A 15,179-nucleotide genomic window follows, 5' to 3' on the forward strand; every position below is an offset into this window, starting at 1 on the left:
GGTGGCCTGCAGAGCACCGCGGCCACCGCCCCGCGCCCCGCCGACCAGCACGCCCCCGCGCACACCGGGTATCTATACAACGCGCGTATACACCAGCGTTACACCCCCGAGTAAGGTGGTCGCCATGTCAATCGGTCATACGCTGCTGGGCCTCCTGGAGTCCGGCCCCCGCCATGGCTACGACCTCAAGCGGGCCTTCGACGAGCACTTCGGGCAGGACCGCCCGCTGCACTACGGGCAGGTCTACTCCACGATGTCCCGGCTGCTGAAGAACGGCCTGGTCGAGGTGGACGGCGTGGAGGCCGGCGCGGGCCCGGAGCGCAAGCGGTACGCCATCACGGACGCCGGGATCACCGACGTCGCCCAGTGGCTGGCCCGTCCGGAGAAGCCCGAGCCGTACCTCCAGTCGGTCCTCTACACCAAGGTCGTACTGGCGCTGCTGACCGACCGGAACGCCGCCGAGCTCCTCGACTCCCAGCGCACCGAGCACCTCCGGCTGATGCGCGGCCTGACCGAGCGCAAGCGCACCGGGGACCTCGCCGACCAGCTGATCTGCGACCACGCGCTGTTCCACCTGGAAGCCGATCTGCGCTGGCTGGAGCTGACCGCCGCCCGCCTGGACAAACTCGCGGAAGCGGTCGGCGCATGACGCCCGAGGGCTCCCTGCTCGCCGCCGAGGGGCTGTGCAAGGCGTACGGGCCCACGCCCGCCCTGGACGGCGCGGACTTCTCGATCCACCCCGGCGAGGTCGTCGCCGTCATGGGCCCCTCCGGCTCCGGCAAGTCGACGCTGCTGCACTGCCTCGCCGGCATCATCCGCCCGGACTCCGGCACCGTCCGCTACGGCCCGCACACCCTCACCGACCTCGGCGACGCCCAGCGCAGCGCACTGCGCCGCACCGACTTCGGCTTTGTCTTCCAATTCGGCCAGCTGGTACCGGAGTTGACGTGCCTGGAGAACGTCGCACTGCCGCTGCGGCTGAACGGCACCAAGCGCAAGGAGGCCGAACGGCAGGCCCGCGCGTGGCTGGCGCGGCTGGAGGTCGACGACGTCGCGGCCAAGCGGCCCGGTGAGATCTCCGGCGGCCAGGGCCAGCGGGTCGCGGTCGCCCGCGCACTGGCCACCACACCCCGGGTCGTCTTCGCCGACGAACCCACCGGCGCCCTGGACTCCCTCAACGGCGAACGCGTGCTGACCCTGCTGACCGACGCCGCCCGGGACACCAACGCGGCCGTGGTGCTGGTCACCCACGAATCCCGGGTCGCCGCCTACTCCGACCGGGAGATCGTCGTCCGGGACGGCCGGGTGAAGGACATGGCGGACCGGATATGACCCTGCTCCGCTCGCGGCCGCAGGGCGAGCGGGACACCGCCGTACCCGCACCGCCGCCCGCGACGCCGCGCACCGGCCCGGCCGCCTGGGCCCGCGACCTCGTCATGGGCATGCGGTTCGCGGCCGGCGGCGGGCGGGAGGGCTGGATCCGCACCGCGCTGACCGCCGCCGGAGTCGCCCTCGGGGTGGCGGTGCTGCTGTTCTGCGCCTCCGCGCCGCACCTGATGAACGCCTGGCACGGCCGGGAGAAGGCCCGCGAGAACCTCGGCCAGGCGCACCCGCCGCCCCGCGGCGACCGCACCCTCCTCTACGCCCACACCGACACCGTCTTCCGGGGCACCGCCATCCGCGGCCGGCTGATCCGCCCGGACGGCACGCACCCGCCGGTGCCGCCCGGCGTGCGGCACCTCCCCGGCCCCGGCGAGATGGTGGTCTCGCCGGCCCTGAAGGACCTGCTGGCCGCCCCCGGCAACGCGCTGCTGCGCGAGCGCCTGAGCAGCTACCGGATCACCGGCGTGATCGGCGCCGAGGGACTCCAGGGCCCGCGGGAACTCACCTACCTCGCGCACAGCGACACCCTCACCGAGGGCACCGCCGGCCGCATCGACCACTTCGGCAAGAGCTGGGAGCCACAGCCGCTGACCACACCCGGCCTGGTCCTGGTGATCATGACGTGTGTGGCGCTGATGACGCCGGTGATGGTCTTCATCGGCACCTCCGTGCGCTTCGGCAACGAACGCCGGGAACGCCGGCTGGCCGCCCTCCGCCTGGTCGGCGCCGACGTCCGCACCACCCGCCGGATCGCCTCCGGCGAGGCGCTGTTCGGCTCGCTGCTCGGACTGCTGGGCGGCGCCGCACTGTTCCTCGCCGGCCGCCGGCTGGCCCCGTCCATCACCCTGTGGAACATCAACGTCTATCCCGCGGACGTCACCCCCGGCCCGCTCGCCGCACTGCTGATCGCCGTCCTGGTGCCGACCGCCGCCGTCCTCGTCACCCTGGTCGCCCAGCGCGGCGTCACCGTCGAACCGCTGGGCATCGTCCGCAACCGCCTGCCGGTCCGCCGCCGGCTGTGGTGGCGGGTGGTACTGCCGGTCGCCGGCGCGGCCCTGCTCGTCCCGATGGCGATCCGGCCGGGCCCGATCGACAACCCGCTCGCCACCGCCCGCCTCGCCGCCGGCTCCACGCTGCTGCTGTTCGGCGTCACCGCGCTGCTGCCCTGGCTGGTCGACCGGGTCGTCGGCCGGCTGCGCGGCGGCCCGGTCCCCTGGCAGCTGGCGGTCCGCCGGCTCCAGCTGAACAGCGGCCCGGCGACCCGTGCGGTCAGCGGCATCACCGTCGCGCTGGCCGGCGCCGTCGCCATCCACATGCTGATGACCGGCTCGCAGGTCGGCTACGCCGCCGCGTACGCCAAGTCCGGACGGGTGCCGCAGATCAGCTTCTGGGGCCACACGGACGGCTGGCGGCACACCCAACGATCGCTGGACGCACTGCGCGACACCCCCGGGGTCACCTCCGCCCGCGGCCTCGTCACCGCCGACGCCGGCGAGCTGCCCGTCCCGGGCCGCGATGCGCACTACGACTACCACGCCATCATCGCCGTCGGCAGCTGCGCCGAGCTGCGCAAGGTCGCCGAGCTGCCGTCCTGCCGGGACGGCGACGCCTTCGTCACCGACGCCGACCGCACCGCGCAGGGCCAGACCGCCGTCACTCCCGGCGCCACCATCGACCTCAATCCGGCGGAGAACTACGGCGGGCCCAGCAAGGCACCCCGCCCCTGGACGGTCCCGCCGTCCGCCCGCGCCGCCCACCTCACCGCCGTCGAGGACGGCCATCCCCTCTTCTACGACCTGCTCCTGACCCCCTCGGTCCTCGACGCCTCCCGTCTCGCCAGGCCCGACATGCAGCTCCTCGTCCGCTTCGACCGCGGCACCCCCGACGCCGTCGACCACATCCGCAACACCGCGGCCCGAATCGACCCGACGATGCTGGAGGGCTCCTCCCTCGACAACCCGCACGACGCGCAGTACGACGGCATCCGCACCACGATCTTCATCGGCGCGGTGATCACCCTGCTGCTGATCGGCGCGGGCCTGATCATCTCCACCGTCGAGCAGCTCTACGAACGCCGTCGGCTGCTCTCCACCCTCGACGCGTACGGCACCCGCCGCGCCACCCTCGGCTGGTCCGTCCTGTGGCAGACGGCGCTGCCGGTCGCCCTCGGCCTGTCCCTGGCACTGGCCTGCGGACTGTCCCTGGGCTCCCTGCTCCTCACGGTCATCGGCAGCGACGTGATGGTCGACTGGCCGGTGGTCGCCGGCATGCTCGGCATCGGCGGCGGCGTGATCCTCTTCGTCACCGCCCTGAGCCTGCCGCCGCTGTGGCGGATGATGCGGCCGGACGGCCTGCGCACGGAGTGACTGCCGTCGTGTCCCCGAACGAATGAACATTGTCGTACGGGACGGGAAGGGCCGCCTCTGCCTACGATGATGGTCTCGACACCAGCCCACGGGAGGCACGCAATGTCCGCAGCAGCTGTCGAGCGTCCGCACGCGCCTGCCCCCAAGCCGCTGATGCTCCTCAAGCAGGCCGATCAGCTCATGGAGCAGCTTCCGGGCTACCGCGTCGAGATCCTCGGAGGCGTCCTCACCGTGACCCCACCCCCAGACCCCGGCCACGCGAACGGGCTGTCCCAACTCCGGGACACCTTTGCTGCGACGGGATTGAACCGCGGCGAGACGCGAGTCCTCGAAGGCCTCGGCCTGTGGCTGCCGGTCGGCCCGGAGGACTACACCGTTCCCGACCTGTCCGTGGTCGACGCCGACTTCCGCGAACACGTCATCGAGTTCGAGTGCTGCGACCCGGCGGTGTTCCGGATGGTCCTTGAGGTCACCTCCGGGAACTACGCCAACGACTTGCGTAAGAAGGTCGCTGCCTACGGAGCCGCGAAGGTCCCTGTGTACGTGATCGTCGACCGGAAGCACGAACGCCTCCACGTCCTCACCGAGCCCATGGAGGACGGCTACGCCGTACACCGCATCCATGCGGCCGGGACCAAGGTCACCCTCCCGGAGTCGATCGGCGCCGAAGTCACCCTGGATGTCACGCAGGTCCTGGACGATTCCCGGCGCATCCCCCCGCGCCGCTGACGTTCCTCACCCCTCCACAACCCGCACCGGCAACCCCCGCATCGCCCCCCGCAGCGCCGCCGCGAACTCCTCGAACTCCGGCTGCCGGGCCGAGCCGCTGCGCATGGCCAGGGCGATCCGCCGCGAAGGGGCCGGGTCCGCGAAGTAGCCCGTCGTCAGAAGGTCGTTGCGAGCGGTTTCGACCCGAAGTGCCGTACGCGGCAGGAGAGTTACCCCCAGACCGCCGGCCACCAGCTGCACCAGCGTGGACAGCCCCGCCGCACTCGTCGTCACCGGTGCGTTCTCCTCCCTTCCCGCCTCGCGGCAGATGTCCAGGGCCTGGTCGCGCAGGCAGTGCCCCTCGTCCAGCAGGAGCAGATCCAGTTCCTTGAGCGCCTCGCGGGGGAGGTCACCGCGGCCGCCGAGCCAGTGTTCCTTGGGTGCGACCAGTACGAAGTCCTCGTCGAACAGCGGGATTTCGGTGACCTGCGGGACGCCGAGCGGCACCGCGAGCAGCAGCAGGTCCAGCCGGCCGTGTGCCAGGCCGTCCAGCAGCGAGGTGGTCTGCTCCTCGTGGACCTGGAGGTCGAGGTCCGGGTAGGTGTCGTGGACCAGCCGCAGCACGGCGGGCAGCAGATACGGGGCGACGGTCGGGATGACGCCGAGGCGGAGCACGCCGGTGAAGGGCGCACGGGCCGCCTCCGCCTCCTCCATCAGCGCGCCGACCGCGTCCAGGACCGCCCGGGCGCGGACCGCCACCCGCTCCCCCGCCGGCGAGAGCAGCACCTTGCGGGTCGTACGCTCCAGGAGCTGGACGCCGAGGGTCTCCTCCAGTGCGGAGACGGCGCCGGAGAGCGCGGGCTGGCTCATGCCGATCTCGGCCGCCGCCTCCCGGAAGTGCAGATGCTCGGCGACCGCGGCGAAGGCTCGCAGCTGGGCCAGGCTGGGCTGGCGGGGTCGCCCGCCGGGGGTCATGGGGGAAGCCACTGATAACCACCTCCGATCAACATCCACAAGTCTAACTATTTCCCTGATCAATGCCTCCTGTGGCACTGTGGATCCCGTCCAAGCCTCACAGAATGCCCCGAATGACCTCAAAGGGGCTTTCCGGTAACAAGGAGAGCGCGTGCTCACTGTTGGTGACAAGTTCCCTGAGTTCGACCTGACCGCCTGCGTCTCGCTGGAGAAGGGCAAGGAGTTCGAGCAGATCAACCACAAGACCTACGAGGGCAAGTGGAAGATCGTGTTCGCGTGGCCCAAGGACTTCACCTTCGTGTGCCCCACCGAGATCGCCGCCTTCGGCAAGCTGAACGACGAGTTCGCCGACCGTGACGCCCAGATCCTCGGCTTCTCCGGCGACTCCGAGTTCGTGCACCACGCCTGGCGCAAGGACCACCCGGACCTGACCGACCTGCCCTTCCCGATGCTGGCCGACTCGAAGCACGAGCTCATGCGTGCCCTGGGCATCGAGGGCGAGGACGGCTTCGCGCAGCGCGCCGTCTTCATCGTCGACCAGAACAACGAGATCCAGTTCACCATGGTGACCGCCGGCTCCGTCGGCCGTAACCCCAAGGAGGTCCTGCGGGTCCTCGACGCCCTGCAGACCGACGAGCTGTGCCCCTGCAACTGGAGCAAGGGCGAGGACACCCTGGACCCGGTCGCCCTGCTGGCTGGTGAGTGAGACCCATGGCTCTCGATGACCTCAAGTCCGCGGTTCCGGACTACGCCAAGGACCTGAAGCTGAACCTCGGTTCGGTGATCGGCAACTCCGACCTGCCGCAGCAGCAGCTGTGGGGCACGGTGCTCGCCTGTGCGATCGCCTCGCGCTCCCCGAAGGTGCTGCGCGAGCTGGAGCCGGAGGCGAAGGCCAACCTCTCCGCCGAGGCGTACACCGCCGCCAAGTCGGCCGCGGCCATCATGGCGATGAACAACGTCTTCTACCGGACGCGCCACCTGCTCTCCGACCCGGAGTACGGCAACCTCCGCGCCGGTCTGCGGATGAACGTCATCGGCAACCCTGGCGTGGACAAGGTCGACTTCGAGCTGTGGTCGCTCGCGGTCTCCGCGATCAACGGCTGCGGCATGTGCCTGGACTCGCACGAGCAGGTCCTGCGCAAGGCCGGTGTCGAGCGCGAGACGATCCAGGAGGCCGTCAAGATCGCGGCCGTCCTGCAGGCCGTCGGCGCCACCCTCGACGCCGAGGCCGCCCTCGCCGAATAAGGCGCACGGCAGCAGACCTCTCAACGCAAACCCCCGCGGACCTCGGGTCCGCGGGGGTTTCGTGCGTACGGGGCGGAGCGGGGCAGGGGGGACGAGCCCCGCCGGTCCGTCCGTCAGTCGTCCGACGTCCGGGAGCGGCGCGGCAGGGTCGGGGCCACGCCGAGGGCGGTCGCGCCGCGCGGGGGCACCGTCATCCGCAACGCCTGCTCCCTGGAGTACGCGCGGAGATAGCCGACGACGGTGTTGGTCACGGCCACCAGGGGGACCGCCACCACGGCGCCGCCGATGCCGCCGATCAGGCTGCCCGCGGCGACCGAGAGGATCACCGCCAGCGGATGCACCCGGACCGCCCGGCCCAGGATGAAGGGCTGGAGCACATGGCTCTCGATCTGGTTCACCGCCAGCACCACCGCCAGCACCAGCAGCGCCGTGAAGACGTCCTGGGTGACCAGCGCGACCACGCACGCCAGCGCGCCCGAGACCACCGCACCGATCAGCGGCACGAAGGCGAACAGGAAGATGAAGACGGCGAGCGGGACGGCCAGCGGGACGTCGAGGAAGTAGAGCCCGATGCCGATGAAGATGGCGTCGATCAGTGCGACCAGGACCGTGCCGCGGATGTACGCGGTCAGCGTCCGCCAGGCACGCGGGCCGGCGCCCGCCACGCCGCCGCGGGCCGGGGCCGGCACCAGCTTGAGCGTCCACTCCCAGATGCGCCGGCCGTCGTAGAGCAGGAACAGCGTGGTGAACATCGCCAGCAGGATGCCGGTGAACATCTCCAGGACGACCGTGACGCCCTCCAGGCCGGCCGAGGTGATCGCCTCGGTGTTGGCGCCGATCGCGTCCTGGAGGTTCTTGGCGATGTGGTTGATCTGGCTCTCGGTCACGTGGAACGGGCTGTTGAGCAGCCAGCCCTTCAGCTCGGTGATGCCCTCCTGGATGCGGCTGGACACCGAGTCGACGTTGTCCTGGACCTGCCATACGACGAACCAGCCGACCAGGCCCATCACCACGAAGCCGCCGATGAAGGTCAGCGCGGTGGCCGGCCCGCGCGGCACGTTGCGCCGGCGCAGCCATGCCACGGTCGGCTGGAGCAGCGCCGTGATCAGCAGCGCCGCGACGAACGACAGCACCACCAGCGAGATGGTGGTGATCACCTTCGCCAGCACCCACACCGTCCCGGCCAGCACCAGCAGCCGCCAGCCGGCCTCGGCCGCGACCCGGACGCCCCAGGGGACCGCCGCCACCGGGTCCGGCGGGGCGGCGACGGCCGGCGCATAGGCAGGCGGCGCGGGGACGGACTCGGGCGCACGGACGGCGGTGGACTCCGGCTCCGGTTCTGCCCGCTCCCCCGGCCCCTCCGGCCGCGGCGCATCCTTCACGGTGGCCACGGTCCCGGCAGCGTCGACGATGTCGGCGGCGTCGGCGGCGGACATCGCGTCCGGCCCCCACGTGGCCGTCGCGGTGTGCCCGCCCGGCACGCGCTCCGCCGGGATCCGCGGGCCGCGCCCGTCCGGGGCGGCGGTGCGCCCGGCCCGCCCCAGCTCGTCCGCGTCTTCGGCCGCGGCCGCGGCGGCCTCGGCGCGGCGGCGCTGTTCCTCCAGCCGCTGCGAGAGCCGCGTCAGGCCGGCGCCCAGGCCGCCGACCCACTGAGGCAATCTGGACATGTAGCTTCCTCTTCCCCGCCCTTACGGCAATGTGACGCCCCGACGTTACCTGGGCCGCACGCGCGAAACCCCCGACGCGTCGCGTTCGGGGGTTTCGGAGCGCTGTGGCACGGCCGGCGAGGGCCTGGCGCGCGGCCTAGTACCAGCTGTTGGCCTGCCAGAACGACCAGGCACCGCAGGGGCTGCCGTACCGGCTGTTCATGTAGTTCAGGCCCCACTTGATCTGGGTGGCCGGGTTGGTCTGCCAGTCGGACCCGGCGGAGGACATCTTGGAGCCGGGCAGCGCCTGGACGAGTCCGTACGCGCCGGACCCGGAGTTGGTGGCGCGGTAGTTCCAACCGGACTCGCGCTCCACGATGTTGCTGAAGCACTGGAACTGGTCGGAGGCGACCATCTGGCGCGCGATCGCCTGCGTCTCGGCGATGGAGTAAGAGGCCTTCGCGACGAAGTCGCTGGCGTCGCGCACGGCCGAGCGGGAGGCGGCCAGCGCCTTCTCGCGCTCCTTGGCCTGCTTCTCCGCCTTCTCCTTGTCGGCCTGGTCCTTCTTGTTCTGCGCGGTCTCCGCGGCCGCCTTGCGGGCCGACTCCTGCGCGGACTTCAGTGCCGCCGCGTCCGCCTGGGTGGACGCCGAGTCTGCCTGCTGCGTCAGCGACGCCGTCTGCACCTGGGCCTGCTGGCCCGCGGGGATGTCGGCGATCGTCGCGTCGGCGGCCGTTGCCTCGGTGTTGCCGACCGACGCCTGGCTGCCCGATGCGACGCCGACGACGGCGCCGACGGTGGTGACCGCGGTGGCGGAGGCCACTGCGAATCCCCGGACCGAGATCCGGCTCACACGATTTCCTTCCAGCATCGCCCGCTTAGGTGACCTCGCGGACGCAATCGTGCCCCTGGCGCTGACCTCCCCTTGTTCCGGCGCCTGTTGAGCGGTGGCGCCGACTGGTCACGGGAGGCACTGCCCGAACGGGCTACCGGGAGGCAATTCCCCACCGGGTGTGAAAGCTCACACCCTGTTTGCCCCTCGGGATTTCCGGATATCCGAGCGCACACGACGCCGCTATGCTAAGTTCTTCGCTTCGTCCGGGCGGCACCCCGCTCTTCACCGTATACCGGGGCGCCCCTTCAACTTCTCCACGACGGCGACCACTCCGTCGTACCGCCCGACTCTGAGGTTGTCGCGCTGGGCGACGTCATGGGTGAGCACGACCCGGGAATTGGCCCCGATCCGGGACAGAACGGTCAGCAGGACGTTCCGTTCCAGCGACTGGGCCTCGTCCACGATGACGAACGCGTCGTGCAGCGACCGGCCGCGGATGTGGGTCAGCGGCAGCACCTCCAGCATCCCGCGGGAGACCACCTCCTCGATGACGTCCTTGGTGGTCACCGCGGACAGCGTGTCGAAGACCGCCTGCGCCCAGGGACTCATCTTCTCCGCCTCGGTGCCCGGCAGATAGCCCAGCTCCTGCCCGCCGACCGCGTACAGCGGGCGGAACACCATCACCTTGCTGTGCTGCCGGCGCTCCAGCACCGCCTCCAGACCGGCGCACAGCGCCAGCGCCGACTTGCCCGTGCCGGCCCGGCCGCCCAGCGAGAGGATGCCGACCTCCGGGTCGAGCAGCAGGTCCAGCGCGATCCGCTGCTCGGCGCTGCGGCCGTGGATGCCGAACGCCTCCCGGTCGCCGCGCACCAGCCGGACCGCGCCCTCCGGGGTGACCCGGCCCAGGGCCTTGCCGCGCTCGGACTGCAGCACCAGCCCGGTGTGCACCGGGAGTTCCTCCGCACCCGGGACATGCGCGGTCTCGGCGGCGAAGAGGTCGTCCACCTGCTCCGCGGAGAGGGCGAGTTCGGCCATGCCGGTCCAGCCGGAGTCGGTGATGGCCAGCTCGGCGCGGTACTCCTCGGCCAGCAGCCCCACCGAGGACGCCTTGATGCGCATCGGCAGGTCCTTGGAGACGACGGTGACGTCGAACCCCTCGGCCTGGAGGTTGCGGGCGACCGCGAGGATCCGCGAGTCGTTGTCGCCCAGCCGGCTGTGCCCGTTGAGGAAGGCGGCGGGCAGCAGGCCCGGGTCGGAGTGGTTGAGTTCGACCCGGAGCGTCCCGCCGAGCTCCCCGATGGGGATGGGGGCGTCCAGCCGCCCGTACTGCACCCGGTACTCGTCCAGCCGGCGGAGCGCCTGCCGCGCGAAGTACCCGAGCTCGGGATGGTGCCGCTTGGCCTCCAACTCCGTGACCACGACGACCGGCAGCACCACCTCGTGTTCGTCGAAGCGGGACATGGCGGCCGGATCCGCCAACAGGACGCTGGTGTCGAGGACATAGGTGCGCCGGTCGCTCTCACGGCGCTTCTTGCTGTTCACCACGGGTGGACGAACCCCCTCGGATGAGGTCGGGGTGCGACGACGTCGCCGGGGACAGGGCCGGGTTCTGGCCACGCTGCGCGGGCCGAACGCCGGCCCTCCGCGTCGTCCGTGCAATACGCACGATCGTCCGTGATGCGCAAAGGGCCTCCCGGGCGGACGGCCCCATGCCGCCCGCTGAGATCCGGTGCCCGAGGCTTGTTGTTCCGGGCACCGACCTGCCAGGGATATTCCCTTCAACTCCCGCACCCATGCCACGGCATATGACACACGCTCGATGAACCTTTGGTTACAGATGCCCGCTGACCGGCGGAAAGACGGGCGAAGCAGCCGCCGGACACGGCCCCGGCACCCGGAAACACCCCCGGCGGAGGGGCACCGGAGGGGGTGTCAGGAGAGGCACCGTCAGGGCTCGGGACGCGCGGCCGGGAGCCTGCGCTCCCCGGGCGCCACCGATGCCCGGCCGACGCCCGGCCACGACCTCCCGCCCCGGAAGATGGCCGGATCACCCCCCGCAAGGTGTCCGGAACCTTGCCTCGCGGGTGTCCGACACCCGTCGCCCGGGTGCGGACCCGGGCTCAGTTGCCGTAGCGGCGGTGCCGGGCCGCGTAGTCGCGCAGGGCCCGCAGGAAGTCGATCTTCCGGAACGCCGGCCAGAAGACCTCGCAGAAGTAGTACTCCGAGTGCGCGCTCTGCCAGAGCATGAAGCCGGACAGCCGCTGCTCACCGCTGGTGCGGATCACCAGGTCCGGATCCGGCTGGCCCCGCGTGTACAGATGCTCCGAAATCAGGTCGATATCGACGATCTCGGCCAGCTCCTCGAAGCTCGTCCCGCGCTCGGCGTGCTCCAGCAGCAGCGAGCGCACCGCGTCCGCGATCTCCTGGCGGCCGCCGTAGCCGACCGCGACGTTCACCAGGATGCCCTGGTTGTCGACGGTGTCCTGCTCGGCCTGCTTGAGCACCCGCTGGGTCGCGTCGGGCAGCAGATCGCGGTTGCCGACGTGGTGCACCCGCCAGCGGCCGTCTGCGGCCAGACCGCGCACGGTGTTCTCGATGATCCCCAGCAGGGGGTTCAGCTCGGCCGCCGGCCGGTCGAGGTTGTCCGTCGAGAGCAGCCACAGCGTGACGACCTCGACGTCGGTCTCCGCGCACCAGCCCAGCAGCTCGCCGATCTTGGCCGCACCCGCCTGGTGGCCCTGCTCCGTCGACAGTCCGTCGGCCCGCGCCCAGCGACGGTTGCCGTCCAGGATGACGCCGATGTGCTTGGGCACCTGGGCGTGGTCCAGGCGGCCCTCCACCCGGCGGGCGTACAGCCGGTAGACAAGATCCCGCAGTGCAGGCGGATACGGGATGCGCATCCCGGAAGATCGCAGCATGTGTGGTCCAGCCCCTCCGTGCCGATGGCCATCGCCCCGTCGCCTAAGGGGGCAACTTTACTTCTCGGCTGTCTCGACAGCCCAATCAGGTATGTCACAAGTCCGTGATAAGGAGAGGTCCATGACCACTGGCTCTGACTACCGCGCAGCGGATTCACGCTATGCCTCCATGGAGTACCGGCGCACCGGCCGCAGCGGACTCAAACTCCCCGCTATCTCCCTCGGACTCTGGCACAACTTCGGGGACGACCGCACCCTCAGCTCCCAGCGGGCCATTCTGCGTCGCGCCTTCGACCTGGGGATCACCCACTTCGACCTGGCCAACAACTACGGTCCGCCGCCCGGGTCCGCCGAGCTGAACTTCGGAAAGATCTTCGCCCAGGACTTCCGCGGCTACCGTGACGAGCTGATTCTCTCGACAAAGGCCGGATATCTGATGCACCCCGGCCCTTACGGCGAATGGGGCTCCCGGAAATATCTGCTCTCGTCGCTGGATGCCTCGCTGAAGCGGATGGGGGTCGATTACGTCGATATCTTCTACTCCCACCGCTTCGATCCGGACACCCCGCTGGAGGAGACGATGGGCGCGCTGGCGTCCGCCGTCCAGCAGGGCAAGGCCCTGTACGTCGGGGTCTCCTCCTACAACACGGAGCAGACCCGCGAGGCGGTCCGCCTCCTGCGCGGGATGGGGGTGCGCCCGCTGATCCACCAGCCCTCGTACTCGATGATCAACCGCTGGATCGAGGACGACGGGCTGCTGGACACGGTGGCCGACGCGGGCATGGGGTGCATCGCGTTCGCCCCGCTGGCCCAGGGCATGCTCACCGACAAGTACCTGAACGGCGTCCCGGAGGGCTCGCGCGCCGCGCAGGGCAAGTCCCTGGACCCGAGCCTCCTCACCGACGAGGTCGTCCGCCGCCTCCGCGGCCTGAACGAGATCGCGGCCGGCCGCGGCCAGTCACTGGCACAGCTCGCCCTGAACTGGGTCCTGCGGGATCCGCGGATGACCTCCGCGCTGATCGGCGCCAGCAGCGTGGGGCAGCTCGAGGCCAATGTGGCGGCCCTCGGCGCGCCCCCGATCACCGATGCGGAGCTCGCCGAGATCGACAAGTTCGCCGAGACGACGGAGGGCGTGAACATCTGGGCCCGTCGAACGTAGTCGGCGTTCCGCCGGGGTTTTCCGCTTGCCTGTCGCGCCTGCGGCGCATTGCTTATCCGCTGCGCGGGGCCCTTCCGCTGCGCTTGGCTGGCTTCCCACGTTGCCGGGTGCGGCGCCGTGCCGCCTGGCCGCTGCGCGGGGCTGTCGGGTGCGGTGCCGGGCCTCCGGGGCAGGGGGTGTGTCCGGACTGCTGTCGCTTTACGTCCGGACACACCCCCTGCCCCTCCGACCCGTCCCCTCCCGTTGAGGGTCAGATGACAGGCCGGTCGGGGCTCATGCCCGGTGGGCCAGTGCAGGCCCCGGACTGATGGGTGACCGGCAGGCGGGCCAGTACAGGTCCTGGACCGATGGGTGACTGGCAATTGTCGGGTGACCGGCAACTGAGGAGCGACCCGCACGGGACCGCTCACGCATGCCCCCACCCACCGTCTTCATGCCCCCCAACGGGAGGGGACGGGTCTCCGGGGCAGGGGTGTGCCGGACGTAAAGCGACAGCAGTCCGGCACACCCCTGCCCCGGAGGCCCGGCACCGCACCCAACAGCCCCGCGCAGCGGACTCGCGCCGCAGGCGCAAAAGCAAGCGGCAAACCCCTACGGCGGGAAAGCCAGCTACGTGGGGGGCAAGCCAAGTGCAAACGAAAAGCGGGCCGGTCCGTGGGGGGATACGGACCGGCCCGAGGGGGGGGCTTCCACCATAACCCCCCGGAAGGGGTGCTCCGCGCATCGCGAGCCGAACGGCGTGGCTCAGGCCGGATCAGCCGGGCGCGACAGCGCCCATCGCGCCCAACACGAGGGCGCAGAAGGCTCCGATGATCATGAACGGGCCCAGGGGCAGGGTCGCCTTGCTGTCCGTGCGGCCGCCGAGCAGGAGGAATGCCGCGTAGAGGGCGCCGAGCAGCAAGCCCGCCGCGCCTCCGGTGATCAGCGTGGGCCACCCGTACCACCCAAGGGCGACGCCGAGGCCCAGCGCCAGCTTGACGTCGCCGAGGCCGAGGCCCGCGGGGTTGAGGAGGTGGAGGAGCAGATAACCGGCGGCCAGGGCGAGGCCGCCGAGGAGGGCGCGCAGCCAGCTGCCGGTGGCGCCGGTGAGCCAGCCGGCGGCGCCGAGCGCGGCGGCCGCGGTTCCGGCCAGGGGCAGAGTCAGGACGTCGGGCAGGCGCTGCACCCGTCGGTCGACGAGCGTCAGGAGGACGGCGAGGGGGGTCATCAGGAGCCAGGCGGCGAGCTCCGGGCGGGGCCCGGCGGTCGCCGCGAGGGCCGCGCAGGCGAGTGCGGTGGCGGCCGCGGTCGGTGGTGCGGCCGGCCCGTAGGGCGTCCGGCAGTCCGGGCAGTGGGCCGGGCCCAGCCAGCCCTGGGCCGCGCCGGTGAGCGGATGGCCGTCCGGGCAGTGTGCGCGCCAGTTCTCGTCCGGTTCCACGGAGAGGCGGTGCGCGGGTCGCGGCAGGAGGAGCCCGGTGGCGGCTCCGTAGGCGGCGGCGAGGGCGATCAGGATGACGGGCACGGGCTCGACCCTAGAGCGCGGTGGTTGATAGAACGGCGTGCATGGGGAGTTGGGTGGATGGGCGGGGTGTTCTGGAGGTTGCCGGGACGCAGGTTCCGGTGGAGATCGCGGCGTCCCATCGGGCCCGTATGCGGGGGTTGCTGGGGCGGGACGGGATCGCCGGGGCGCTGCTGCTGACTCCGGCGAGCGGGGTGCACACGTTCGGGATGCGGTTCGCGATCGATGTGGCCTATCTGAACCGGGACTTGGTGGTGGTGGACGTGTGCACCCTGCGGCCGGGGCGGTTGGGGCGACCGCGGCTGCGGGCCCGGCATGTGCTGGAGGCGGAGGCCGGGGCAATGGCCGGGTGGGAGGTGCGCCGCGGGGTGCGGCTGCGGCTGCGGACCGGGGATGCGGGTGAGCAGGGGCAGCACCGGTGGTACTGACCTGATCGCCCCTGGGGC

General features: G+C 71.3%; 13 protein-coding genes and 1 pseudogene. 8 read left to right on the forward strand and 6 right to left on the reverse strand.

The window, feature by feature from the left end:
- The first annotated feature begins 124 nt into the window (after positions 1–124).
- The 4 genes from ACRAS8_RS12870 to ACRAS8_RS12885 all read left to right on the forward strand — a co-directional run bounded on the left by ACRAS8_RS12870 (position 125) and on the right by ACRAS8_RS12885 (position 4,478).
- Positions 125–649, forward strand: coding sequence for a PadR family transcriptional regulator (locus tag ACRAS8_RS12870; RefSeq protein WP_438486063.1), 525 nt, complete (start codon positions 125–127; stop codon positions 647–649).
- Positions 646–1,332, forward strand: a complete 687-nt coding sequence (locus tag ACRAS8_RS12875) for an ABC transporter ATP-binding protein (protein ID WP_438486064.1) — start codon at positions 646–648, stop codon at positions 1,330–1,332. Before ACRAS8_RS12870 ends, ACRAS8_RS12875 begins: the two co-directional genes overlap by 4 nt.
- The gene (locus ACRAS8_RS12880) at positions 1,329–3,749 is read left to right on the forward strand and encodes an FtsX-like permease family protein (protein ID WP_438486065.1); all 2,421 of its coding nucleotides are present in this window, start codon (positions 1,329–1,331) and stop codon (positions 3,747–3,749) included. The genes ACRAS8_RS12875 and ACRAS8_RS12880 overlap by 4 nt, the downstream gene beginning before the upstream one ends.
- Before the next feature lie 102 nt (positions 3,750–3,851).
- Positions 3,852–4,478: a Uma2 family endonuclease gene (locus tag ACRAS8_RS12885; protein WP_438486066.1), complete on the forward strand. Its 627-nt coding sequence runs from the start codon at positions 3,852–3,854 to the stop codon at positions 4,476–4,478.
- 6 nt (positions 4,479–4,484) lie between these two features.
- Here the strand turns inward: ACRAS8_RS12885 and ACRAS8_RS12890 are convergent, their stop codons facing one another.
- A complete protein-coding gene (locus ACRAS8_RS12890) occupies positions 4,485–5,432 on the reverse strand; it encodes a hydrogen peroxide-inducible genes activator (RefSeq protein WP_438490452.1) in 948 nt (315 codons plus the stop codon).
- A 151-nt stretch (positions 5,433–5,583) separates the two neighbouring features.
- Here ACRAS8_RS12890 and ACRAS8_RS12895 point away from each other — a divergent pair, with 151 nt between their 5' ends.
- Both ACRAS8_RS12895 and ACRAS8_RS12900 read left to right on the forward strand, forming a co-directional pair.
- A complete protein-coding gene (locus tag ACRAS8_RS12895) occupies positions 5,584–6,138 on the forward strand; it encodes a peroxiredoxin (RefSeq protein WP_438486067.1) in 555 nt (184 codons plus the stop codon).
- Positions 6,139–6,143: 5 nt separating this feature from the next.
- Positions 6,144–6,677 (forward strand): alkyl hydroperoxide reductase, encoded by a 534-nt coding sequence (locus ACRAS8_RS12900; protein ID WP_018536447.1) that lies wholly within the window; start codon positions 6,144–6,146, stop codon positions 6,675–6,677.
- Between the two features lie 113 nt (positions 6,678–6,790).
- Here the strand turns inward: ACRAS8_RS12900 and ACRAS8_RS12905 are convergent, their stop codons facing one another.
- From ACRAS8_RS12905 to ACRAS8_RS12920, 4 genes and pseudogenes are all read right to left on the reverse strand, one after another.
- Complete coding sequence (locus tag ACRAS8_RS12905; RefSeq protein WP_438486068.1) at positions 6,791–8,344, reverse strand: AI-2E family transporter; 1,554 nt, start codon at positions 8,342–8,344, stop codon at positions 6,791–6,793.
- A gap of 136 nt (positions 8,345–8,480) precedes the next feature.
- Positions 8,481–9,176, reverse strand: coding sequence for a transglycosylase SLT domain-containing protein (locus ACRAS8_RS12910; RefSeq protein ID WP_438486069.1), 696 nt, complete (start codon positions 9,174–9,176; stop codon positions 8,481–8,483).
- Between the two features lie 276 nt (positions 9,177–9,452).
- Positions 9,453–10,703, reverse strand: a pseudogene (locus tag ACRAS8_RS12915) (PhoH family protein); the annotation flags it as partial.
- 575 nt (positions 10,704–11,278) lie between these two features.
- A complete protein-coding gene (locus tag ACRAS8_RS12920) occupies positions 11,279–12,058 on the reverse strand; it encodes an isoprenyl transferase (protein ID WP_438490454.1) in 780 nt (259 codons plus the stop codon).
- Positions 12,059–12,197: 139 nt separating this feature from the next.
- On the opposite strand from ACRAS8_RS12920, the gene mgrA reads away from it, so the two are divergent.
- A complete protein-coding gene (gene mgrA / locus ACRAS8_RS12925) occupies positions 12,198–13,235 on the forward strand; it encodes an L-glyceraldehyde 3-phosphate reductase (RefSeq protein WP_438486070.1) in 1,038 nt (345 codons plus the stop codon).
- Between the two features lie 754 nt (positions 13,236–13,989).
- Here the strand turns inward: mgrA and ACRAS8_RS12930 are convergent.
- Positions 13,990–14,736 (reverse strand): prepilin peptidase, encoded by a 747-nt coding sequence (locus tag ACRAS8_RS12930; RefSeq protein ID WP_438486071.1) that lies wholly within the window; start codon positions 14,734–14,736, stop codon positions 13,990–13,992.
- 41 nt (positions 14,737–14,777) lie between these two features.
- Between ACRAS8_RS12930 and ACRAS8_RS12935 the strand changes: the two genes are divergently transcribed.
- Positions 14,778–15,161, forward strand: a complete 384-nt coding sequence (locus ACRAS8_RS12935) for a DUF192 domain-containing protein (protein WP_438486072.1) — start codon at positions 14,778–14,780, stop codon at positions 15,159–15,161.
- Positions 15,162–15,179: the final 18 nt, after the last annotated feature.

The sequence above is a fragment of the Streptomyces sp. S186 genome, from assembly GCF_051603415.1.
GTDB lineage: Bacteria > Actinomycetota > Actinomycetes > Streptomycetales > Streptomycetaceae > Streptomyces.